Origin of the sequence: Ideonella livida, from assembly GCF_010499455.1 — a bacterium.
GTDB lineage: Bacteria > Pseudomonadota > Gammaproteobacteria > Burkholderiales > Burkholderiaceae_C > Ideonella > Ideonella livida.
In genome coordinates, this window is the sequence record NZ_JAAGOH010000019.1 from 57,495 (window position 1) to 79,987 (window position 22,493).

Here is a 22,493-nt window from a genome sequence, read left to right on the forward strand (position 1 = left end):
CCGGCGCGGCGCGCCAGAATGCCCGGCATGAGGGCCACCGCCGCACGACCAGACCGCCCGCGCTGCGCGCCGCCGGAGGCCGCATGAGTCTTGCGACCTGCGACGACCTGGTGGTCCAGCGGCCGGAGGGTCTGTACTGCCCACCGGCTGACCTCTACATCGACCCCTGGCGCCCGGTGGCGCGCGCCGTCATCACCCACGCCCATGCCGACCACGCCCGGCCCGGCCACGGCCACTACCTGGCGGCGACGCCGGGGCTGGGCCTGCTGCGGGCCCGGCTGGGCGAGGTGAGCCTGCAGGGCCTGGCCTACGGGCAGGCCCTCAGCCACCGCGGCGTGCGCGTGAGCCTGCACCCGGCCGGGCATGTGCTGGGCTCGGCCCAGGTGCGGCTGGAGCACCGTGGTCAGGTCTGGGTGGTCTCCGGAGACTACAAGACCGGTCCCGACCCCACTTGCACCGCCTTCGAGCCGGTGCGCTGTCACACCTTCATCACCGAATGCACCTTCGGCCTGCCGATCTACCGCTGGGCGCCCCAGGCTCAAACCCTGGCGCAGGTGCGGGCCTGGTGGCAAGCGCAGGCCGCGCAGGGCCGCACGGCCGTGCTGTATGCCTATGCCCTGGGCAAGGCCCAACGCCTGCTGGCCGGCCTGGGTCAGGCGGGTGAGGGGCCCGGGCCGGTCCTCAGCCACGGGGCCATGCTGCCTCTGCACCAGGTCTACCGCCAGGCCGGCATTCTGCTGCCCGCCAGCGCCCCGGTGTTGGCCCAGGGCGGCACCCTCCCGCCGGGTACCCTGGTGCTGGCACCGCCCGCGGCCGCCGGCTCGCGCTGGCTGCGCCGCCTGGGGCCGGTAGCCGAGGCATTTGCCAGCGGCTGGATGCGGGTGCGGGGCCAGCGGGCCCGACGCGGCCTGGACCAAGGATTTGTCCTCTCCGACCATGCCGACTGGCCGGGCCTGCTCGGCGCGATCGAGGCCACCGGGGCCGGGCGGGTCATCGTCACCCACGGTGACAGCCATGCCCTGGTGCGCTGGCTGCAGGAGGTGCGCGGCCTGCGGGCCGAGGTCTTCCGCACCGAGTACGGACAGGAGGAGCAGGAGGACGGTCTGCCCGAGCCGCTTGCGCCTTCAGTGCCGCCCCCCGTCATGCCCCCGCTGCCGGTTGCTAGCCCGGACGGCGACCGCCCATGAGCCCGCTGCTGGCCCTGCTGCAGGCCCTGGAGGGTGACACCCGCCAGAAGGCCCGGGTGGCCGCCTTGCGCCACTACCTGCGCCACACGCCCGCACCCGATGCCGCCTGGGGCCTCTACCTGCTGGCGGGTGGCAAGCCGCGGCAACTGGTGCCTACCGCCGTGCTGCGCCGTGCCGCCCTGCAGGGCAGCGGCTTGCCCGACTGGCTGTTCGAGGACTGCTATGCCGCCGTGGGCGATCTGGCCGAGACCATCGCCCTGGTCTGGCCGCGGCCCGCCGGGCTGCAGACACCGGCCGAAGAGTCGCCGGCGCTACCGGCGGGTCTGGCCGCCTGCATGGACCAGTGCCTGCTGCCGCTGCGGGGCCGCCCGCCGGAGGTCCAGACCGACGCCCTGGTCCGGCTGTGGACGGCGTTGGCCCGGGCGCAGGCCGACGCCGGGCAGGCCGAGCGGGCGGTCTGGCTGGCGGCCAAGCTGGTGACCGGCCACCTGCGCACCGGTGTGGCCGCAGGACTGGTGCGCCAGGCGCTGGCTGAGGAGGCCGGCGTGCCGCCGGCCCTCATGGCCCAGCGCCTGATGACCTTCGCCCGCCGCGACCACCTGCCCGGCACGCAGGACCTGGCCGCCCTGCTGGCCCCGGCCGATCCCGCGGCCGATACCCGGCCCACCGGCGGCAGCCCCTATCCCTTCTTCCTGGCCCAGCCCTGGCCGCGCGAGCGCCTGCAGACGGCCTCCCTGCAGGAGGTCTTCGGACCCTTGCCGGACTGGCAGGTGGAATGGAAGTGGGACGGCATCCGCGCCCAGTGGGTGGGGCGCGAGGGGACGGTCTGCCTGTGGTCGCGCGGGGAGGAGCTGATCACCCCGGCCTTTCCCGAGCTCGCGCCGCTGGCCCGGGCCCTGCCCGCGGGCACTGTGCTCGATGGCGAGCTGCTGGTGTGGCCGGCGGGCGCGGCGCAGCCCGCCGCCTTCAACCGCCTGCAGCAGCGCCTGGGTCGCACCGCGCCCGGCGCGGCGGTGCAACGTGCGGATCCGGTGCTGCTCATGGCCTATGACCTGCTGGAAGACGCGGGCCAGGACTGCCGTGCCCTGCCGCAGGCGGAGCGCCGGCGCCGCCTGGAGGCGCGGGTGCAGGAGGCGCTGCGTGCCCAGCCCGGGCTGCCGCTGCGGCTGTCGCCCCTGGTGCAGGCCCCGGACTGGGCCACGCTGGCCCGGTGGCAGGCGCAGGCGCGCCAGCAGGGGGCCGAGGGGCTGATGCTCAAGGCGGGGACCGCCCCTTACGGCGTGGGCCGCAGCCGGGCCGGTGCCAGCCCGGGGCAGGCGCCCTGGTGGAAGTGGAAGCTCGACCCCCTGACGGTGGATGCGGTGCTGCTGTATGCACAGGCCGGTCACGGCCGGCGCGCCAACCTGCACACCGACTACACCTTCGGCGTGTGGGTGCCCGGCCCGCCGGGCCAGCCCCGGCAGCTGGTGCCGGTGGCCAAGGCCTACTCCGGCCTGACCGATGCGGAGGTCCAGGCCGTGGACCGCTGGGTCCGCCAGCACACCCAGGAGCGTTTTGGCCCGGTGCGGCGGGTGGCCCCGGTGCTGGTGTTCGAGCTGGCTTTCGAGGGCCTGGGGCCCAGTCCCCGCCACAAGGCGGGCCTGGCCCTGCGCTTTCCCCGCATCCTGCGCTGGCGCCAGGACAAGACGGCCGAGGAGGCCGACACCCTGGACAGCTTGCGCGCCCTGATGCCGTAGCCGCCAGCCGCTCAGGTCCCGGGCGGCCCCCCGCTCCCCAAGCCCAGGGCCCGGGCCCGTGCCAGCAGGTGCTGGGTGGTGGCCGCATCCCAATGTCCCGCCAGCCGCTGCCAGCGACGTTGCACCACCGGGCTGGACCAGGCCAGCCCCAGGCGCTCCTGCTGGTCGGCCGGGCTGCGAGGCAGGCCGTGCTGCTGCCGCAACCCCAGCCAGCGGGCCCACAGCGACTGCACCCACACCTGGGCGTCGCGCCGCTGGGCCTGGCTGGGCAGGGACTCCACCCACTGCCGCCAGGGCTGGCTCCCGCCGGCCGGCGGCTGGGCCTGGCCCAGCAGTGCCTGGCCCAGCAGTGCCTGGCCCAGCAGTGCCTGCAGCGGGTCCAACGCCACGACGGGCGGGGCCGCTGGCGGTGCGGGGGCGTTGTCTGGGTCTGCCGTGTCAACCGGCGCCGGGCCCCGGGCGGCCGCGCCTTGACCCCAGGCCTGCAGGCGAATGCCCAGGCCCAGCCGGGTGCGGGCGGGTACCGGCGGCCGTCGCGGCCCCAGTGCGGCGCGCCCGTCCTGCCAGCCGGTGCCCACCGGGTGGCCGGGGCGCAGGTGCTCGGCCGGCGGCGTCAGGCCCAGCAGGGCGTGGTCCCAGCCCAGCTGGTAGCCCACCGGGTCGTCGGCATCGCGGGCGTCTGGGGTGGGGCAGGGCGATGGCAGGCGGGCACCGGCGGGCCGGATCGGGGACAGGGCAGGCGACATGGCGTACTCCTCAGGGCGTGCCGGACCAGTCTGTCAGCCCACAGGCTCATGGCGTGACCCCTGCCCTGCAGACATGCCCCCAGGCCCTTGGGGGGCGGTCGCCTTCGCGCTATGCTGCAGCGCAGACGTGCGGGCCCAGGCCGCGGTCGCCAGGCAGGCGTCCGCCCCCGCGCACACTGGCTGGGGGGTGGCGATGGACCGGACCGAACGCTTCTACCGCATCGAGCTGCTGATCCGCAACCGCGGTGGTGTCAACTTCGAGACCCTGCTTGAGGAGTTGGAGGTCTCGCGGGCCACCCTCAAGCGCGACCTGCAGTACCTGCGCGAGCGCATGGACGCGCCCATCGTCTACCACCGCGCCGACAACCTCTACCGACTGAGCGATGACGGCCAGCATGGCGACGCCTCGCACCAATTGCCGGGCGTGTGGTTCAGCGAGCCGGAGCTGCACGCCCTGCTGAGCATGTACCAGCTCATCCAGGGGCTGGACAGCGCCGAGGTGCTGGGCCGCCACCTGCAGCCGCTGCTGGACAAGCTGCCCGCGATGATGGGCACCACCGCGGCCGAGGCCCGCGAGCTGATGCGCCGGGTGCGGATCGTCCAGCCGGCTCGCCGCAGCGTACCCGCCCGGTGGTTCGAAGTGGTGGGCAGCGCGCTGCACCGGCGCCAGCGCCTGGCGCTGGCCTACTTCTCCCGCGGGCGCCAGGAAGAGAGTGACCGGGTCGTGTCGCCCCAGCGGCTGGTGCACTACCGCAGCACCTGGTACCTGGACGCCTGGTGCCACGCCAGTGAAGGCCTGCGCCGCTTCGCGCTGGATGCCGTGCGCCATGCCGAGACCCTGCCGCAGAAGGCCAAGAACGTCGCCATGTCCACGGTGGAGGCCGAGCTGGACGGCAGCTACGGCATCTTTGGTGGCAAGCCGCGTGGCCAGGCCACGCTTATCTTCAGCCGGGAGGCGGCGCAATGGGTGAGCCATGAAGAATGGCACCCCGAGCAGCGCCTGCGCACCCTGGCCGATGGTCGATTGGAAATGCGTCTGCCGTATGCGGATGCCACCGAGCTGACCATGGACATCCTGCGGCATGGGCCTGACGTCAAGGTGATGGCGCCGGCGTCACTGGCCAAGCTGGTGGGGCAGAGGCTGCGCGATGCCGCGTCGCAGTACGGTGGCTGAGGCGGCAGGCCCGTCGCTGGCCCAGAGGGCGGGGCTGGGGCCGAAGTCGGCCCTGTGGCTGGCCGAGGCGGGCATTTCCACCTGGGAGCAGCTCCAGGCACTGGGGGCGGTGGCGGCCTATGTGCAGGTCAGGCAAGCCGGGCGGCCAGCCTCGCTGAACCTGCTCTGGGCGCTGGAGGGCGCGCTGTCGGGGTTGCACTGGCAGGTGGTGGCCCGTGAGCACAGGACCAGCCTGCTGCTGGCGCTGGAGGACGCCCTGCACGCGCTGTCTGGAAGGCCTGGGGCGTCCTAGGGGTTGGCCGTGCCGGGCGATCAGGCAGCGCGCCGTTGGCGTCGGCGTGCGGCGGCGCCCACAAAGCCCAGGCCGGCCAGCATCATGGCGTAGGTTTCGGGCTCGGGCACGGGCAGGCCCGGGGTGGCGCTGCCAAAGGTGATGTCGTCAAACGCGATCTGGTTGGCCACGCCGCCAAAGGCGACCGAGCGGGCGACGCCGGCAAAACTCACCCCCGCCGGGCCGAAGGGGCAGAACTGTGCGCCGTAGCCTGGGCAGCTGCCGGCGTTGGGCGACAGGTTGATGGTGGCCAGCAGGTTGCCGGTGCCATCCAGCCCGTCGTACACCTGCACCGAGCCTGAGTAGCTCAAGGAGACGTAGTTGAACGAAAAGCCGGTGTCAAAGCCGGCGGCCACATTCATGTAGGTCTCTGTCCCGCTCAGAAAGAACAGGCCGCTTTGTTCGGACCCCGGGTCCGTGCCGCCGTGCGAGGCGTTGGAGCAGAACACCGAGGTGCTGTTCAGGCAGACGAGCAGGGCGTTGCTGCCGAAGCTGACCCCGTAGTCGGTCCCCGAGGTGCCGAGGCTGCTGGTGCCACCGTTGTAGTAGTCCTGCACGAACACCGAGTTGTTGTTGGGGTAGGGCGCGATGTTCTCAAAGTCCAGCACCACCACCGCTTGGGCGGCGCTGGCGGCGGTCAGCAGGGTGCCGGCGGCAAGTGAAGTCCAAAGACCAGTCTTTCGCATGTTCATGTCTCTCCGTTTACCAATGGGCTGGATCGGTGTCGCAGCGGGAGGCGACCTCGGGGCGCAGAGGTTAGGGGAGGCATGGCAGGGCACCGGGCCCTGGAGTTGGGGAGGAATGGGCCTGTTTTGTGACTGTTGGTTTATCGGGGTCTCCAAACCCTTCAGGTGCTTACACCTGTGCGTTTTCCACCAGCAGTGCCATTCCCTGACCGCCGCCGATGCAGGCCGAGGCCACGCCCCAGCGGCGGCCGCGGCGGCGCAGTTCACGGGCCACGGTGATCGTCAGCCGCAAGCCGGTGGCGGCCAGGGGGTGGCCCAGGGCGATGGCGCCGCCGTTGACGTTGAGCTTGTCCTCGTCCAGGCCCAGCTCGCGCACGCAGGCCACGATTTGCGCCCCCTGGGCCTCATTGATCTCGATGAGGTCCACGTCGTCGAGGGTCAGTTCGCAGCGCTGCAGCAGGGCGCGGATGGCCGGCGCCGGGCCGATGCCCATGATTTCCGGCGGCACGCCGGCCACGGCGGCGCCAGCCAGGCGCGCCAGCGGCTTCAGGCCCCGGGCGCTGACGAAGCGGCCGTGCGCCAGGAGGGCGGCGGCGGCACCGTCCACCAGGCAGGAGGAGTTGCCGGCGGTCTGCACGCCGCCCGGGTACACGGTGCGCAGCTGGGCCAGGGCCTCCAGCGGACTGGGGCGTGGATGGGTGTCGGCCGTCACCTCGGTGGTCTTGCCGGCCAGTTTCAGGCGGCGCGGCTGGTAGCCGGGCAGCTCGAAGACGGCGTTGCGCAGGGGCTCGATTTCCTCGGCCAGGCGGCCGGCCTGCTGGGCGGCCAGGGCGCGCTCGAAGGAGCGGGCGGCGAAAGCGTCCACCACCTCGCGGCGGATGTCGTACTTCTTGGCCAGGTTCTCGGCCGTTTGGATCATGTTGACCTGGGCGGCGGGGTCGTCCAGCGCTTCCCACAGGAAGTCCTTGAACTCCACCGGCGCGCCCAGCTTGAAGCCGGTGCGGTGGGTGTAGGCGCACACCGGGTTGCGGGTCATCGACTCGGCGGCCACCAGCAGGGCGCTGTCGCAGTAGCCCAGGCTGATCTGGTCGGCCGCCTGGCGGAACAGCTCGAAACCGGTGCCGCAGATGCGCGCGGCTTGCAGGGCGGGCACCTCGATGGGCACGCCAGCGTACAGGCCGATGTGGCGCGGCAGCACATAGGCGTCAAAGTCGGCCTGCGCCATGGAGCCGGCGACCACCGAGCCGATGTCGGCCGGGTTCACGCCGCTGCGCGCCAGCACGGCGCGGGCGGCGTAGATGCCCATGTCGGTGGGGGAGACGGGGCCGAGCGCGCCGCAGTAGTCCACGAAGGGGGTGCGGCAGCCGTCGACGATCCAGAGGTTGTCGTAGCGGGCGGAGAAGCGCATGGCAAGGTGTCCTGATGTCGGGTGTGGAAAAGGCCTGCCCGCAGCGGTGGCGGAGCAGGCCTTGGCCGGGTGAGGGCGGGGGCGGTCAGCCGTGCGCGGCCAGGGCGGCGGGCAGTCCGCCCCAGGTGTCACGGAAGATGCCCGGGTCCATCAGCTTGACGTCGCGCACAATGGGTTGGAAGTCCATCTGGTCCAGCACGTCGCGCTGCAGGTCGATGCCGGGGGCGATTTCAATCAACTCCAACCCCTCTTCGCACAGTTTGAGCACGGCGCGCTCGGTCACAAACAGCACGTTCTGGCCGCGCACGGCGGCGTCATGGCCGTTGAAGGTGATCTGCTCGACCTGCGGGATGAACTTCTTGGCGCGGCCTTCCTGCACGATGGTCAGCTTGCCGTCACCGATGGCCACCTTCAGGCCGCCGGCGGTGAAGGTGCCGCAGAACACCAGGTTGGGGGTGGAGCGGGTGATGTTGATGAAGCCACCGCAGCCCACCGGGCGGCCGTTGAACTTGCTCACGTTCACGTTGCCCTGGCTGTCGGACTGGGCCAGGCCCAGGAAGCTGGCGCTCAGGCCGCCGCCGTCGTAGAAGTCGAACTGCGAGCTCTGCTCGATGATGGACTCGGCGTTGTAGGCCAGGCCAAAGTCGCCCAGCTGGGCCGGAATGCCGCCGTTGACGCCGGACTCGATGGACAGGGTGAGCGCGTGGGCCACGCCTTCCTCGGCCGCCACGCTGGGGATGCCCGCCGGGATGCCGATGCCCAGGTTGGTGAGCGAGCCGGGCTTGACCTCCATGGCCGCACGCCGGGCGATGACCTTGCGCTCGTCCAGGGGCATGGGCTCCAGGCTGCCGGTGGGCACCTGGATGTCGCCGCACAGCGCCGGGTTGAACTGGGTGGCGATGGTCATCATGTGGTTCTCGGGCTGGGCCACCACCACATAGTCCACCAGGAAGCCCGGCACCTTCACACGCTTGGGGTGCAGGCTGCCCGCCTTGACGATGCGCTCGACCTGCACGATCACCTTGCCGCCCCAGCGCTTGGCGGCCTGGGCGATGGCCAGCTGCTCCAGCAGCACGCCTTCCTTGTCCAGGGTGAGGTTGCCGCGCTCGTCGGCCAGGGTGGCGCGGATGATGGCCACGTCGATCTTCGGGCTGGGGTAGTAGAGCCACTGCTGGCCCTCGAACTCCACCCGCTTGACCAGCGGCTCGTTGGAGCGGCTGTTCATGCGCCCGCCTTCCTGCAGCGGGTCCACGAAGGTGCCCAGGCCCACCTGGGTCAGCAGGCCCGGCGACTTGTTGGCGATCTGCCGGGTCAGGTGCGAGAGCGAGCCCTGCGGGAAGTTGTAGGCCTCGACCTCGCCGTCGAAGACCATCTTCATCATCTCCTTGCCGGTCTGGCCGAAATGGCCGGCCACCACCCGCTTGATCAGCCCCGGGTGGGCGAAGTGCTTCATGCCCGCCTCGCCGGAGTTGCCGATGGCGCCGCAGGCCCAGGTGCTGACCATGCGCGGGTGGCCGGTGGACAGGAAGTGGCGCTCGATGCCCTGCAGGATTTCCTCGGGCAGGCTGGTCACGGCCAGGCCGCCCAGGAAGATGGTGGCGTCGTCGGGAATGAGGGCACCCACCTGGTCGGCGGTGATGACTTGCATGGTGGTGGTTCCGGAAAGAGGGTGAAAAAGAGAGGTCGGATCAGGCGCTGCGGCGGTCGGTCACGCGGATCACGGTGGCCAGGCCGGTGTCCCCGGCGGCGCAGCCGGTGAACACGCCCACGCCACCGCCGCGCAGCACCAGCTCCTCGATCAGCTCGATCACGCCGCGCAGGCCGGTGGGGCCCTGCGGGTGGCCCCAGACGATGGAGCTGCCGTAGTGGTTCATCTTTTCCCAGGCAAAGCCGGTGTCGCGGGCGAAGGCGATGTCGTTGACGGCAAACGGGTTGTGGGTCTTGACCGCGTCCACCTCGGCCATGCTCAGGCCCGCGTGCTGCAGGGCCTTGAGCGCGGCCGGCGCCGGGGCCATGGGCATGTGGGACTTCTCCACCCGCGACTGGCCAAAGCCCAGCACCTGCACCTCGATGCCCCGGTCTGTGGACAACTCGGCCGCGCGCTCGCGGGTGGTGAGGATGGCGCCGGCATTGCCGTCGGCCGGGTGGGTCTGGGCACCGAAGGTGATGGTGCCGCCTTCGCGCACCGGCTTCAGGCGGGCCAGGCCCTCGGCGGTGGTGGGGAACACGCCTTCGTCGGCGCTTAAAGCGCCGGTCTGCTTGCGGAAGCCGGAGTCAAAGATCGGCGCGTCCACCATGTAGCGGCGCTGGAAGGCCCGGTCGTTCTCCAGGGCGGCCTGGTACTGGTGGAAACGGTGCAGCTTGAGGGCATGCTGCTCCTCCATCGTGATGCCGTACTTGGCGGCCACGTTCTCGCCGGTCTCCAGCATGGCCTTGCCGGCATAGGGGTCGCCGGCAAAGTTGTCCAGCGTCCAGCGCTCGGTGATGCCGTTGCCGCCGGGGGCGGTGGCGTCGGGGTAGTGGACGATGGGGCCGTTGGACATGCGGTCGCACATCACCAGCAGGGCGCATTGCGCGGTGCCGCCCAGCAGCTCCTGGCTGGCCATCTGCATGGCGCGCACGCTGGTGGCGCAGGCCTGCTGCACCGTGGGGCCGGCCACGCGGTCGATGCCTATCATGCCCGTCAGCCAGGGCAGACCGTAGAAGCTGCCCTTCTGCGGGTTGGTCATGCCCAGGAGGCCCAGATCGATCTGGTCCATCGGCATGCCCTTGGCGGCCAGCACCCCCTTGCCCACGTGGGCGGCCAGCCGCACCGCGTTCAGGTTGGCCAGCGAGCCCTGCCACTTGGCAAAGGGCGTGGACCAGTAGAGGCCGTAGGGGATGTAGCTCTGAACCATGGTGCGAGGTCTCCTTCGTGTGGGGGCTTATTGTTCATATGTTTAACTAAATCGGCAATACGGACTTGGTGGAAACCCTAGGGTCTTGCTCCCGCATCTCGGTCGCATTTGGGACAAACCCTAGGCGATTGAGGAAGGTCTTGCGCGGATCTGGCGCATGAAGGCATGATCGCGGCCATCCCAGTTGGTTCAGCTTGATAACTAATTGCCGCCCATCATGAGCCTCGACTTCCAACCCGCCACCGGTGTGCTCGCCACCCTGGACCTGCTGCAGATCACCCAGGCCGGCAAGGTGCTCCACCTGCGCCTGAACCGCCCGGCCAAGCGCAACGCCATCAACGACACGTTGATCGCGCAGATCCACACCGCCTTCCTGAACCTGCCGGCCGATGTGCGCGCGGTGGTGGTCAGCGGTGAGGGCGATCATTTCTGCGCCGGTCTGGACCTGTCGGAGCTGGTGCAACGTGATGTGGCCGCTGCGGTGCTGCACTCACGCGGCTGGCACAAGTGCTTTGACGACATCCAGTTCGGCAAGGTGCCGGTCATCGCTGTGCTGCATGGCGCGGTGGTGGGCGGTGGCCTGGAACTGGCGGCCAGCTGCCACATCCGTGTAGCCGAGGATTCAGCCTACTTCGGCCTGCCTGAAGGTCAGCGCGGCATCTTCGTGGGCGGCGGCGGCTCGGTGCGCGTGCCGCGCCTGATCGGCACCGCCCGCATGATGGACATGATGCTCACCGGCCGTGTGTTTGATGCCGACGAGGGCGAGCGGGCCGGCGCCGTGTCGTACCGCGTCAAAGACGGCGCGGGTCTGGACAAGGCCTTTGCCCTGGCCGAGAAGATTGCCCACAACGCCCCCATGACCGCCTTTGCGGTGATGCACGCGCTGCCGCGCATCGTGGAGCAGGCCCCCTCGGAAGGCCTGTTCACCGAGTCGTTGATGGCGGCCGTGGCCTCCAACACGCCCGAGGCGCAAGAGCGCCTGGCCGCCTTCCTGGCGGGCAAGGCCGGCAAGGTCGTCAAGCAGTGAGCACCGCCATGGCTGGAGCACCGTTCCGTCCCGCCCGCGTGGGGGGCTGCCTGGAAGCCGCCCGCGAAGACCGTGCCGACGGCACCGTCTTGCTGCGTTCCACCGAAGCCCTGGGTTGGCACCCGGAGCGCCTGTCGGACCTGCTGGACCAGTGGGCCCAGAGCGCCGCGGACCGCACCTTTGTGGCACGCCGCGCCGCTGGCGGCGGTGACTGGATCCGCATCAGCTATGCGCAGATGCGCGAGCGGGCCCGGTCCATCGGCCAGGCCCTGCTGGAGGCCGGCCTGTCGGCCGAGCGTCCCCTGGCCATCCTGTCGGACAACGACCTGGAACACGCCAGCCTGATGATGGCCGCGCAGTGGGTGGGCGTGCCCACCATCAGCGTGTCGGCCGCCTATTCGCTGCTGTCCACCGATTACGGCAAGCTGCGCCACATCCTGGGCACCACCACCCCGGGCATGGTGTATGCCGCCGATGCGCGTTTTGCCAAGGCCATTGCCGCGGCGGTGGCCGCCGATGTGCAGGTGGTGATGGGCGCTGGTGCCGTGGAAGGTCGCGCCACCCGCCGCTTTGACGACCTGCTGGCCACCCCCGCCACCCCGGCGGTGGACGCCGCCCGCGCCGCCACCGGCCCGGACACCATCGCCAAGTTCCTGTTCACCAGCGGCTCCACCAAGCAGCCCAAGGGCGTGATCACCACGCACCGCATGCTCTGCGCCAACCAGCAGATGCTGCACCAGTGCATGGCCTTCCTGCGTGACGAGCCGCCGGTGCTGGTGGACTGGCTGCCCTGGAGCCACACCTTCGGCGGCAACCACAACTTCGGCATCGCGCTCTACAACGGCGGCACGCTCTACATCGACGATGGCAAGCCTACGCCCAAGGGCATCGCCGAGACGATCCGCAACCTGACCGAGCTCTCGCCCACGGTGTACTTCAACGTGCCCAAGGGCCTGGAGGAGATCGCCAACGCCATGGACCGCGACGTGGCGCTGCGCGACGCGCTGTTCAAGCGCTGCAACGCCTTCATGTTTGCCGCCGCCGGCCTGAGCCAGGCGGTGTGGGACAAGCTCGACGCCCACGGCGTGGCCGCCACCGGCGAGCGCGTGCGCATCATGACCGGCCTGGGGATGACCGAGACCGCGCCGTCCTGCCTGTTCCTGGTGGGCACACATGCCCGCTCGGGCACCATCGGCCTGCCTTGCCCGGGGGTGGAGGTCAAGCTGGTGCCCAACGCCGAGGACAGCGGCAAGACCGAGATCCGCTTCCGCGGCCCCAACGTCATGCCCGGCTATTGGCGTGACGCCGCGCAGACCGCCGCCGCCTTCGACGAAGAAGGCTTCTACCGCACCGGCGATGCGGTCACCTTCGTGGACGAGTCGCGTCTTGAGCTGGGCCTGATGTTCGACGGCCGCATCGCCGAGGACTTCAAGCTCTCCACCGGCACCTTTGTCAGCGTGGGCCCGCTGCGCGCCAAGATCATCGCCCTGGGCGACCCCTGCGTGCAGGACGCCGTGATCGCCGGCCTGAACCGCGATGAGCTGGCCGCGCTGGTGTTCCCGCGCCTGGCCGACTGCGCCCGCCTGGCGGGCCTGCCGGCCGACGCCGCCCCCACCGAGGTGCTGCACCACCCGGCGGTGCGCGCCTTCTTCCAGGCCCTGGCCGACCGGCTGTGGCGTGAAGGCACCGGCAGCGCCAACCGCGTGGCCCGCATGCACGTGCTGGTGGAGCCGCCCTCCATCGACAAGGGCGAGATCACCGACAAGAGCTCCATCAACCAGCGCGCCGTGCTGAGCCACCGCGCCAGCCTGGTGGAGGCCATCTACCAGGGCACGGCGGCCGATCCCTGGCTGATCCTGCCCGCCAAGGGCTGAGCGCCCCGGCGCTCCATCCCACCCCCGAACCGACTTTCAAGGACACGACAACCATGCAGATCCAAGGACAAGCCGCGCTGGTCACCGGTGGTGGTTCCGGTCTGGGCGAGGCCGTCGCCCGCGCCCTGGCCGCCGCCGGCGCCAAGGTCACGGTGCTGGACATCAACGGCGCCGGCGCCGAGCGCGTGGCCGCCGACATCGGCGGCCTGGGCGTTCGCTGCGACATCGCCGACGCCGCCAGCGTCACCGCCGCCCTGGACGCCGCCGAGGCCGCCCACGGCCCGGCCCGCATCCTGATGAACATCGCCGGCATCGGCACCGCCAAGCGCGTCATCCAGCGCGACGGCTCGCCCGCCCCGCTGGAGGACTTCGAGCGCGTGGTGCGCATCAACCTGATCGGCACCTACAACGTCACCCGCCTGGCCGTCTCGCGCATGGCCAAGCTGGAAGGTTTGGCAGACAACGAGCGCGGCGTGGTGGTCAACACCGCCAGCGTGGCGGCCTTTGATGGCCAGGTGGGTCAGCAGGCCTATTCCGCCAGCAAGGGCGGCGTGGTGGGCATGACCCTGCCGATGGCGCGCGACCTGGCGCAGTTCGGCATCCGCGTGTGCACCATCGCCCCGGGCCTGTTTGCCACGCCGCTGATGAAGGAGCTGCCCGAGGAGGTGCAAGCCTCGCTCGCCTCCAGCATCCCCTTTCCCAAGCGCCTGGGCAAGCCGGAAGAGTTCGCCTCCCTGGCCTGCCACATCGTCAGCAATGTGCACCTCAACGGCGAGGTCATCCGCCTGGATGGCTCGCTGCGCATGGCGCCGCGCTGAACCGACTTTCCCACCCCCGCTGCCAAGCGCGCCCAGCCCGTCCAGACCTCCAACAGCGCCGCAGCTCCCCCACCCGCTGACCCCTCAGGAGACACACATGACCCGTCCTTCGCACCGTCCGCTCCAGGTCCTGGCCGCCGCCGTGCTGGCCATGGCCTCCGGCGCCGCCCTGGCCGACATCACCATCGGCGTGAGCCTGCCGCTGACCGGTCCGGCCTCCGGCCTGGGCATCCCCATGGGCAACCAGATCAAGCTCTGGCCCAAGACCATCGCCGGCGAGAAGCTCAACGTCATCGTGCTCGATGACGCCACCGACCCCACCAAGGGCGTGAACAACGCCAAGCGCTTTGTCACCGAGGACAAGGCCGACATCATCATGGGCTCGGCCGCCACGCCGGTGGTGATCCCGATGGCCGATGTGGCCTTTGAATCCCAGACCCCGCACTACATGTTCTCGCCCGGCGTGCTGCAGGCCGGCAAGGACCTGTGGTCCTTCCGCCTGCCCCAGGGCAACGCGGTGATGGCCCACGCCATCATCGAACACATGAAGAAGCTGGGCATCAAGACGGTGGGCTTCCTGGGCTACACCGATGCCTACGGCGAGAGCTGGCTGCGTGACTTCCAGGACCAGACCAAGCTGCTGGGCGGCCCCAAGGTGGTGGCCACCGAGCGCTTCGCCCGCTCCGACACCTCCGTCACCGCCCAGGCGCTCAAGCTCACCGCCGCCAACCCCGACGCCATGCTGGTGGTGGCCTCGGGCTCGGGGGCGGCCATGCCGCACATGGCCCTGGTGGAGCGCGGCTTCAAGGGCAAGATCTACCAGACCCACGCCGCGGCCACCCGTGACCTGATGCGCGTGGGCGGCAAGTCGGTGGAAGGCGCCTATGTGGTGTCCGGCCCGGCCGTGATCGCCGAGCAGCTGGCCGCCGACCACCCCTCCAAGGCTGTGGCCCAGAAGTTCGTTGACCAGTACGAGGCCGCCTATGGCAAGGGCAACCGCAACCAGTTTGCCGGCCACGCCTACGACGCCATCGTCGTGCTGGAGAAGGTGATTCCCGTGGCCCTGAAGAAGGGCAAGCCGGGCACCAAGGAGTTCCGCGCCGCGCTGCGCGAGGCCACCGAGAACATGGGCCGCACCGTGCTGGCCCACGGCGTCGTCAACTACACCAAGGACAACCACTGGGGCTTCACCACCGAGACCGGGGTGATCCTCAAGGTCGTCAACGGCGACTGGAAGGTGGAGTGATCCACCCCCGCCGCGCCGGCCTGCGCCGGTGCGGCGGCCCACCGAGTTTTTTGCGGCACCGGCTGGGGTGACGAGGGGTCAGCTGGGCCGGTGCCGTCTTTCTGGCGCGAACGCCACCCAAGGCCCCACGCCCTCGCGCGGGGCCAGTTGCGGGACTTGTCATGGACTTTTCGATCGCGAGCATCCTGGCGCTCGATGGCGTGACCAACGGCGCGGTGTACGCGCTGCTGGCCTTGGCCACGGTGCTGCTGTTCACCATCACGCGGGTGATCTTCATTCCCCAGGGGGAGTTCGTCGCCTTTGGCGCGCTGACCCTGGCCATGCTGCAGGCCGGGCAGGTGCCGGGCACGGTGTGGTTCCTCCTGATCCTGGCGGTCCTGTCGGCCGGTTCGGAATTCATCGCGGTGCTGCGCCACGGGCGCGGCATGGCGCGGGCGCTGTCGGCCGCCGCCGGCATCCTGGCCTATCCGGTGGCCATCTCGGCCGTGGTGTGGTGGGCGGCGCCCCAGCAGTTCCCGTTGATGGTCCAGGCCCTGCTGACCCTGGCCCTGGTCACCCCCTTCGGCGGCCTGATCTACCGGCTGTGCTACGAGTCCCTGGCCGATGCCAGCGTGCTGGTGCTGCTGATCGTCTCGGTGGGCGTGCACTTTGCCCTGACCGGCCTGGGCCTGTACTTCTTCGGCGCCGAGGGCTTCCGCAACCCCAGCTTCTGGGATGAGCGCTTTGCCCTGGGCCCGGTCACGCTCAGCGGCCAGATGGTGATCGTCTTCCTGGTTTCCAATGCCCTGATCGTGATGCTGTGGCTGTTCTTCGAGCGTTCGCTCTGGGGCAAGGCCCTGCGCGCCACCGCGGTCAACCGTCTGGGCGCCCGCCTCATGGGCATCTCCAGCACCACCGCCGGCCGGCTGTCCTTCACCCTGGCGGCCTTCATCGGCGCGCTTTCGGGCCTGCTGATCGGCCCGACCACCACGATCTTCTACGACTCCGGCTTCCTCATCGGCCTGAAGGGCTTCGTGGGCGCGGTGTTTGCCGGTCTGCACAGCTACCCGCTGGCCCTGGTGGGCGCCACCCTGGTGGGCCTGCTGGAGAGTTTCGGCTCCTTCTGGGCCAGCGCCTTCAAGGAAGTGATCGTGTTCTCTTCCATCCTGCCTGTCCTGCTGTGGCGCAGCCTGCGCGATCCGCACCAAGAGGAACACTGACATCATGCTGCGCGACGACAAGACGACGCCTTCGGTGGTGACCATGGCCTTCGGGCCGCGGCGCGCCGTGCAATTCCTCAGCGCCAAGTGGCTGCTGCCGGCCTTTGCCCTGCTGCTGCTGGCCGTGCCCCTGCTGCCGGTGCCCGAGTTCTGGATCACCCAGCTCAACTACATCGGTCTCTACAGCCTGGTGGCCCTGGGCCTGGTGCTGCTCACCGGTGTGGCCGGCCTGACCTCCTTTGGGCAGGCCGCTTTTGTGGGCGTGGGCGCCTACACCAGCGCCTACCTCAGCACCCAGCTGGCGGTCTCGCCCTGGCTGGCGCTGTTCATCGGCCTGGCCCTGTGCGTGGTCGTGGCCCTGGTGCTCGGGGCGCTGACCCTGCGCATGAGCGGCCACTACCTGCCGCTGGCCACGCTGGCCTGGGGCCTGAGCCTGAACTACACCATGGCCAACATGGAGTTCCTGGGCAAGTACGACGGCATCCTGGGCGTGCCGGCGCTGAGCTTCTTCGGCCTGAGCCTGGCCGATGGCCGGGGCATGTACTGGCTGATCTGGAGCATCGCCCTGGCCGCCGCCGTGGGCGTGCTGCGTGTGCTCGACTCCCGGGCCGGCCGCGCCATCCGTGCGCTCAAGAGCGGCACCACCATGGCCGAGGCCATGGGCATCTCCACCTTCCGCTACAAGATGACCGTCTTCGTGATGGCGGCGGTGCTGGCGGCGATCTCGGGCTGGCTGTTTGCGCACTTCCAACGCACGGTCAACCCCTCGCCCTTCAGCCTGGGCAAGGGCATCGAGTACCTGTTCATGGCCGTGCTGGGCGGTGTCAGCCACGTCTGGGGCGGTTTCACCGGCGCGGCCGTGGTCAAGCTGGTGGAAGATCAGCTGCAGGTCCTGCTGCCCAAGCTGATCGGCACCAGCGGCAACTTCGAGACCATCGTCTTCGGCCTGGTGCTGATCCTGGTGCTCAAGTACGCCCCCGAGGGGCTGTGGACCTTCCTGGGCCGCTGGGTGCCGGCCTTCCGCCGCCAGAAGGATTGGCATGACGCCCAGCCCCTGCCGGCGCGCGACAAGCCCCAGCGTGGCGAGCTGGTGCTCGACGTGCAGAAGGTGCGCAAGCAGTTTGGCGGCCTGGTGGCGGTCAATGACGTGAGCTTCACCCTGCGGGCGGGCGACATCATGGGCCTGCTGGGTCCCAACGGCGCGGGCAAGAGCACCACCTTCAACCTCATCACCGGCGTGCTCGGCCTGACCAGCGGGCAGGTGGTCTTCCGCGGGCAGAACGTGGCCGGCCTGTCCAGCCGCGAGATCGCCCGGCGTGGCATGAGCCGCACCTTCCAGCACGTCAAGATGATTCCGGAGATGACCGTGTTGGAAAACGTGGCCCTGGGCGGCTACCTGCGCTCCAGCGCCGGCGTCACCCGCGCCATGCTGCGGCTGGACCGCGAGGAGGAGAAGCGCCTGTTCGCCGAGGCCGAACGTCAGCTTGCCCGCATCGGCATGGCCCTGCAGATGAACGAGCTGGCCGGCAACCTGGCCCTGGGGCCGCAGCGCCTGATGGAGATCGCCCGCGCCCTGTGCACCGACCCGGCCCTGCTGCTGCTCGACGAGCCCGCCGCCGGCCTGCGCCTGAAGGAGAAGCAGGCCCTGGCCGACGTGCTGCGCCAGCTCAAGGCCGAGGGCCTGACCATCCTGCTGGTGGAGCACGACATGGACTTCGTCATGGGCCTGGTGGACCACATCACGGTGATGGAGTTCGGCACCAAGCTGATGTCGGGCACCCCCGCCGAGGTGCAGGCCAGCCCCGAGGTGCGCGCCGCCTACCTGGGCACCGAACATTGACCCGCACCGGGAAAGTCGTTTCAACATGAGCAACCACATCCTCTCGGTTTCTGGCCTGCACGCCGGCTACGGCAAGGCCGAGGTGCTGACCGGCCTGAACCTGTCCCTGCCCAAGGGCTCGGTGGTCACCGTCATCGGGCCCAACGGGGCCGGCAAGTCCACCACGCTGAACGCGCTGATGGGCGTGCTGCGCTCGCGCGGCACCATCACCTTCGACGGCCAGGACATCAGCGACACCACGCTGGAAGAGCGGGTCATGGCCGGCCTGGCGCTGGTGCCCGAGAAGCGCGAGCTGTTCTCCTCCATGACGGTGGAAGACAACCTGGTGCTGGGCGGCTTCAAGCCCATGCGCCAGGGCGTGGCCGGCTGGAAGGGCACGCTGGAGGAGGTGTTCACCACCTTCCCGCGCCTGAAGGAGCGCCGCGCCCAGCTGGCCGGCACGCTCTCGGGCGGCGAGCGCCAGATGCTGGCCGTGGGCCGCGCCCTGATGAGCCGGCCCAAAGTGCTGATGCTCGACGAGCCCAGCCTGGGGCTGGCGCCGCTGATCGTCAAGGAAGTCTTCCGCACCATCGAGGCGCTGCGCGCCACCGGCGTGAGCATCCTGCTGATCGAGCAGAACGCCCGCGCCGCGCTGGAGGTGGCCGACTACGGCTACGTGCTGGAGACCGGCGCCATCGCGCTGGAGGGTCCGGCCAAGGACCTGGCGGGCGACTCCCGCGTGATCGACACCTACCTGGGCGCCAAGAAGCACTGAACCCGGGCCTCTGCCGGGCCCTTCACCTCCGAACCGAGCAACAGCCATGTGGCGTTATGACCCCCCCCTGCGCGACATGCGCTTTGTGATCGACGAGGTGCTGGGCGCACCGGCCCGCTGGGCCGCCATGCCCGCCCATGCCGAGCTGGACGCCGACATGGCCGCCCAGGTGCTGGAGGAGGCCGGCCGCTTTGCCAGCGAGATCCTGGCCCCCACCAACGGCCCGGGCGACCTGCAGGGCTGCCAGTGGCAGGACGGTGCCGTCACCACCCCCGAGGGCTACCGCGCCGCCTACCAAGCCTTTGTGGACGGCGGCTGGCCTGCCCTGGCCTGTGACCCCGAATGCGGCGGCCAGGGCCTGCCCCAGGTGCTCAATTCGGCCCTGTTTGAAATGCTGGCCGCGGCCAACCATGGCTGGACCATGTACCCCGGTCTGCTGCATGGTGCCTACGAGGTGCTGCACCAGCACGCCAGCGGCTGGCTGCGCGAGACCTACCTGCCCAAGGTCACCAGCGGCGAGTGGCTCTCCACCATGTGCCTGACCGAGGCCCATGCCGGCTCCGACCTGGGCCTGCTGCGCACCCGCGCCGTGCCGGCCGAGGACGGCAGCTACCGCCTGACCGGCACCAAGATCTTCATCTCCGGTGGCGATTCCGACCTCACGCCCAACATCGTGCACCTGGTGCTGGCGCGTTTGCCCGAGGCGCCGGCGGGCACCAAGGGCCTGTCGCTGTTCCTGGCGCCCAAGTTCCTGCCGGACGGCTCGCGCAACGCCGCCCGCTGTGACGGCGTGGAAAAGAAAATGGGCATCAAGGGCAGCGCCACCTGCGTGATGAGCTTTGAAGGCGCCACCGGCTGGCTGCTGGGCGAGCCGGGCAAAGGCCTGCAGGCCATGTTCCTGATGATGAACGCCGCCCGCCTGCACGTGGGCCTGCAGGGCCTGGGCCATCTGGAGGCCACCACCCAGAACGCGCTGCGCTACACGGCCGAGCGGGTGCAGTCCCGCGCCCCGGCCAAGCCCGAAGGCGCACCCGCCGGCGCGGGTGGGGCCGACTTCATCGTCTACCACCCGGCCGTGCGCCGCCAGCTGTGGACCCTGAAGGCCCGCACCGAGAGCGCACGCGTGCTGTCCTACTGGGCCGCGCAGGCGCTGGACGAGGAGGCCGCCCACCCCGACGAGGCCGTGCGCGCTGCTGCCGGCCACCGCGCCACGCTGCTCACCCCGGTCATCAAGGCCATGCTGACCGACCTGGGCCACTTCAGCGCCGACCGCGCGCTGGGCCTGTGGGGCGGGCACGGCTACATCCACGAGTACGGCATCGAGCAGATCGTGCGCGACAGCCGCATCGCCCTGATCTACGAAGGCACCAACGAGATCCAGGCCATCGACCTGCTGCTGCGCAAGATCCTGCCCGACGGCGGCCAACGCCTGCAGGGCCTGCTGGACTGGGCGGCCGCGCAGTGTGAGGGCTCGGCCCATGCTGGCGTTGCGCGCGCCGGGCTGCAGGCCGTGGGCGAAGCCGTGGCGCGCCTGCTGGCCGCGCAGAAGGCCGATGCCGAACTGCCTTTCCGCGCCGCCGATGACCTGCTGTTCGCGCTGGGTGAGGCCCTGCTGGGGGCTGCCTGGGCGCGCATGGATGCCGTGGCCGCCCAGGCCCTGGCCGCCGGCACCGGCGACAGCGCCTTCTACGCCGGCAAGCGGCAGCTGGCCCAGCTGCACTTCGACTGGCTGGGACCGGAGCTGCAGCACCGGCTGGCCGCAGTAGCCGCCGCGCGCGCACCGCTGCCCTTCCTGCCCGCCCTGTGAAGCCGCGCGACATGCCCGCCCACCTCAGCTCCCGCCTGCTGGCCGATCTGCAGGAGCCCGCCCCGGGCACCGAGCCCCGGCAGGAGGGGGCGCTGGACCACGCCGGGCTGATGCACCTGGTGGGCTATGCGGCCTCGCTGGCCTCGGTGGCGCTCAAGAAGCACTTCCACCGCCACATGGAAGCCCTGGGCTTGAAGGCGGTGGAGTTCTCCATCCTGGTGCTGGTGGACACCAACCGCGAGGTCAACCAGAAGCAGCTGGGCCAGGCGCTGGACGTCTCCGCCCCGAACCTGGCGGTGACGCTGGACCGCATGGTCGAGCGCGGCTGGGTGCGGCGCGAGCGCTCCGAGCGTGACCGCCGGGCCCAGCTCATCCGCCTGACCCCCGAGGGCGAGGTCCTGACCGCCCGGGCCCGCCACATCAGCGGCCTGATGGAGCAGGAGCCCCTGAGGGTGCTCAGCCCAGCCGAGCGGGCCCTGCTCATCGAGCTGCTGCACCGGGTGGCCCGCAGCGGCCACCGCACCGCCCGCCGGCCCCTGCCCGGACCTGACGAGGCCTGAGCGGCCCGGCCCCTGCCCGGGCGAACTGGGCACAATCGCGCCCATGAGCAAGGCCTTCACCAAGGAACCCAGCGGCGACGAGGACGACGACGAGGACGGCGGCGGCCTGCCGCCCCTGCCCGCCGGCACCAAGAACTACATGACCCCGGCCGGCTACGCCGCGCTGCGGGCCGAGCTGTTGGCGCTGATCGACGTTGAACGCCCCAAGATCGTCGAGATCGTGCACTGGGCCGCCTCCAACGGCGACCGCAGCGAGAACGGTGACTACCTCTACGGCAAGAAGCGCCTGCGCGAGATCGACCGCCGCATCCGCTTTCTCACCAAGCGCCTGGACCGCGCCGAGGTGGCCGACCCCTCGGCCCACCATGGGCACGACCAGATCTTCTTTGGCGCCACCGTCACCTATGCCAACAGCCGGGGCGAGGAGCGCACCATCACCATCAAGGGCATTGACGAGGTGGACCACCTGGCCGGCGAGGTGAGCTGGATTTCTCCCATCGCACGTGCCCTGCTCAAGGCCCGGGAGGGCGACGAGGTGCGGCTGCAGACGCCAGGCGGGGTGGAAACCCTGGAGGTGCTGGAGGTCCGTTATCCCGCACCGGCGGGTGGCTGAGGCCGGACCCTCAGGCCTGCACCCACTGGGCGGGCGTGCCCGGCTCGAAACGGGCCCGGCGGTGGCCGCTGGGCGCCAGGCCCAGCCAGTCGGCCGCCAGGACCCGGGCGGTGACCACCGCGAAATGGCCGCGGCTGGCGGCCTGCACCTGCGGTGCACCCAGGCGGCTGCCCGGTGGCAGGGGGGAGAGGTAGTCCTGCGCGGCCGGGGTCAGCTTGAGCCGCGCCCAGCGCGAACTCACGTCCAGCCCCTGGTCGGCCACCGCCAGCGCCACCTGCAGGCGCAGCTGCCAGCCCAGTGCCGGGCACCAGCACACCACCAAGCCGCGGGCCTGGGCCCGCATCTGCGCCACCTTGGGCGAGCGGGCGTCGGTGTAGAACAGCAGGGTGTGGTCGGCGGGCCGCACCTCGCGCAGCACCACGGTGCGCGCGTCGGGCAGGCCCTCAGGCGTTACCGTGGCCAGGGTGGCGGTGCGCCAGCCGTGGCCGCGGGTCTTGCTGGCCTGCACCAGCGCCTGCCACACGGCGGCCTCCAGCTGCTCCAGGGCGGGCAGCTCCACCCCGGGGGTGGTGGAAGGGGCGCTCATGGCC

The 22,493-nt window shown here is 70.6% G+C and carries 20 protein-coding genes; 14 read left to right on the forward strand and 6 right to left on the reverse strand.

Annotated elements, in window-relative coordinates:
- The first annotated feature begins 83 nt into the window (after positions 1-83).
- Both G3A44_RS15400 and G3A44_RS15405 read left to right on the forward strand, forming a co-directional pair.
- The gene (locus tag G3A44_RS15400; protein ID WP_163458556.1) at positions 84-1,187 is read left to right on the forward strand and encodes a ligase-associated DNA damage response exonuclease; all 1,104 of its coding nucleotides are present in this window, start codon (positions 84-86) and stop codon (positions 1,185-1,187) included.
- Complete coding sequence (locus tag G3A44_RS15405) at positions 1,184-2,923, forward strand: ATP-dependent DNA ligase (RefSeq protein ID WP_163458558.1); 1,740 nt, start codon at positions 1,184-1,186, stop codon at positions 2,921-2,923. Before G3A44_RS15400 ends, G3A44_RS15405 begins: the two co-directional genes overlap by 4 nt.
- 11 nt (positions 2,924-2,934) lie before the next feature.
- Here the strand turns inward: G3A44_RS15405 and G3A44_RS15410 are convergent, their stop codons facing one another.
- A complete protein-coding gene (locus tag G3A44_RS15410) occupies positions 2,935-3,669 on the reverse strand; it encodes a hypothetical protein (RefSeq protein ID WP_163458559.1) in 735 nt (244 codons plus the stop codon).
- Positions 3,670-3,862: 193 nt separating this feature from the next.
- Between G3A44_RS15410 and G3A44_RS15415 the strand changes: the two genes are divergently transcribed.
- Positions 3,863-4,843, forward strand: a complete 981-nt coding sequence (locus G3A44_RS15415; RefSeq protein WP_163458561.1) for a helix-turn-helix transcriptional regulator — start codon at positions 3,863-3,865, stop codon at positions 4,841-4,843.
- Positions 4,818-5,135 carry a TfoX/Sxy family protein gene (locus tag G3A44_RS15420; protein WP_163458563.1) on the forward strand — a complete coding sequence of 106 codons (318 nt, stop codon included), beginning with the start codon at positions 4,818-4,820 and terminating at the stop codon, positions 5,133-5,135. Before G3A44_RS15415 ends, G3A44_RS15420 begins: the two co-directional genes overlap by 26 nt.
- Before the next feature lie 20 nt (positions 5,136-5,155).
- Here G3A44_RS15420 and G3A44_RS15425 read toward each other — a convergent pair whose 3' ends face one another.
- The 4 genes from G3A44_RS15425 to G3A44_RS15440 form a co-directional block, all read right to left on the reverse strand.
- On the reverse strand, positions 5,156-5,860 hold the full coding sequence (locus G3A44_RS15425) for a PEPxxWA-CTERM sorting domain-containing protein (protein WP_203561435.1): 705 nt from the start codon (positions 5,858-5,860) through the stop codon (positions 5,156-5,158).
- Positions 5,861-6,029: 169 nt separating this feature from the next.
- A complete protein-coding gene (locus tag G3A44_RS15430; protein WP_163458567.1) occupies positions 6,030-7,268 on the reverse strand; it encodes a thiolase family protein in 1,239 nt (412 codons plus the stop codon).
- Between the two features lie 85 nt (positions 7,269-7,353).
- Positions 7,354-8,916, reverse strand: coding sequence for an acyl CoA:acetate/3-ketoacid CoA transferase (locus G3A44_RS15435; RefSeq protein WP_163458569.1), 1,563 nt, complete (start codon positions 8,914-8,916; stop codon positions 7,354-7,356).
- A gap of 40 nt (positions 8,917-8,956) precedes the next feature.
- Positions 8,957-10,165: a thiolase family protein gene (locus tag G3A44_RS15440; protein WP_163458571.1), complete on the reverse strand. Its 1,209-nt coding sequence runs from the start codon at positions 10,163-10,165 to the stop codon at positions 8,957-8,959.
- 217 nt (positions 10,166-10,382) lie between these two features.
- Here G3A44_RS15440 and G3A44_RS15445 point away from each other — a divergent pair, with 217 nt between their 5' ends.
- The 10 genes from G3A44_RS15445 to greB all read left to right on the forward strand — a co-directional run bounded on the left by G3A44_RS15445 (position 10,383) and on the right by greB (position 21,903).
- A complete protein-coding gene (locus G3A44_RS15445; RefSeq protein WP_163458585.1) occupies positions 10,383-11,192 on the forward strand; it encodes a crotonase/enoyl-CoA hydratase family protein in 810 nt (269 codons plus the stop codon).
- Between the two features lie 8 nt (positions 11,193-11,200).
- A complete protein-coding gene (locus G3A44_RS15450) occupies positions 11,201-13,066 on the forward strand; it encodes a feruloyl-CoA synthase (protein ID WP_163458587.1) in 1,866 nt (621 codons plus the stop codon).
- 53 nt (positions 13,067-13,119) lie between these two features.
- Positions 13,120-13,884: an SDR family NAD(P)-dependent oxidoreductase gene (locus G3A44_RS15455; protein ID WP_163458589.1), complete on the forward strand. Its 765-nt coding sequence runs from the start codon at positions 13,120-13,122 to the stop codon at positions 13,882-13,884.
- A gap of 97 nt (positions 13,885-13,981) precedes the next feature.
- The gene (locus G3A44_RS15460) at positions 13,982-15,130 is read left to right on the forward strand and encodes an ABC transporter substrate-binding protein (RefSeq protein ID WP_163458591.1); all 1,149 of its coding nucleotides are present in this window, start codon (positions 13,982-13,984) and stop codon (positions 15,128-15,130) included.
- 161 nt (positions 15,131-15,291) lie between these two features.
- A complete protein-coding gene (locus G3A44_RS15465; protein WP_163458593.1) occupies positions 15,292-16,329 on the forward strand; it encodes a branched-chain amino acid ABC transporter permease in 1,038 nt (345 codons plus the stop codon).
- A gap of 43 nt (positions 16,330-16,372) precedes the next feature.
- Positions 16,373-18,169 carry a branched-chain amino acid ABC transporter ATP-binding protein/permease gene (locus G3A44_RS15470; RefSeq protein WP_163458636.1) on the forward strand — a complete coding sequence of 599 codons (1,797 nt, stop codon included), beginning with the start codon at positions 16,373-16,375 and terminating at the stop codon, positions 18,167-18,169.
- A 25-nt stretch (positions 18,170-18,194) separates the two neighbouring features.
- On the forward strand, positions 18,195-18,923 hold the full coding sequence (locus tag G3A44_RS15475) for an ABC transporter ATP-binding protein (protein WP_163458594.1): 729 nt from the start codon (positions 18,195-18,197) through the stop codon (positions 18,921-18,923).
- Between the two features lie 46 nt (positions 18,924-18,969).
- Positions 18,970-20,730 (forward strand): acyl-CoA dehydrogenase family protein, encoded by a 1,761-nt coding sequence (locus tag G3A44_RS15480; protein WP_163458596.1) that lies wholly within the window; start codon positions 18,970-18,972, stop codon positions 20,728-20,730.
- 11 nt (positions 20,731-20,741) lie between these two features.
- On the forward strand, positions 20,742-21,290 hold the full coding sequence (locus G3A44_RS15485; RefSeq protein ID WP_163458598.1) for a MarR family winged helix-turn-helix transcriptional regulator: 549 nt from the start codon (positions 20,742-20,744) through the stop codon (positions 21,288-21,290).
- Positions 21,291-21,333: 43 nt separating this feature from the next.
- The gene (gene greB / locus G3A44_RS15490; RefSeq protein ID WP_163458600.1) at positions 21,334-21,903 is read left to right on the forward strand and encodes a transcription elongation factor GreB; all 570 of its coding nucleotides are present in this window, start codon (positions 21,334-21,336) and stop codon (positions 21,901-21,903) included.
- Positions 21,904-21,913: 10 nt separating this feature from the next.
- On the opposite strand, the gene G3A44_RS15495 is transcribed toward greB, so the two are convergent.
- Positions 21,914-22,489, reverse strand: a complete 576-nt coding sequence (locus G3A44_RS15495; RefSeq protein ID WP_163458602.1) for a pyridoxamine 5'-phosphate oxidase family protein — start codon at positions 22,487-22,489, stop codon at positions 21,914-21,916.
- Positions 22,490-22,493 lie beyond the last annotated feature (4 nt).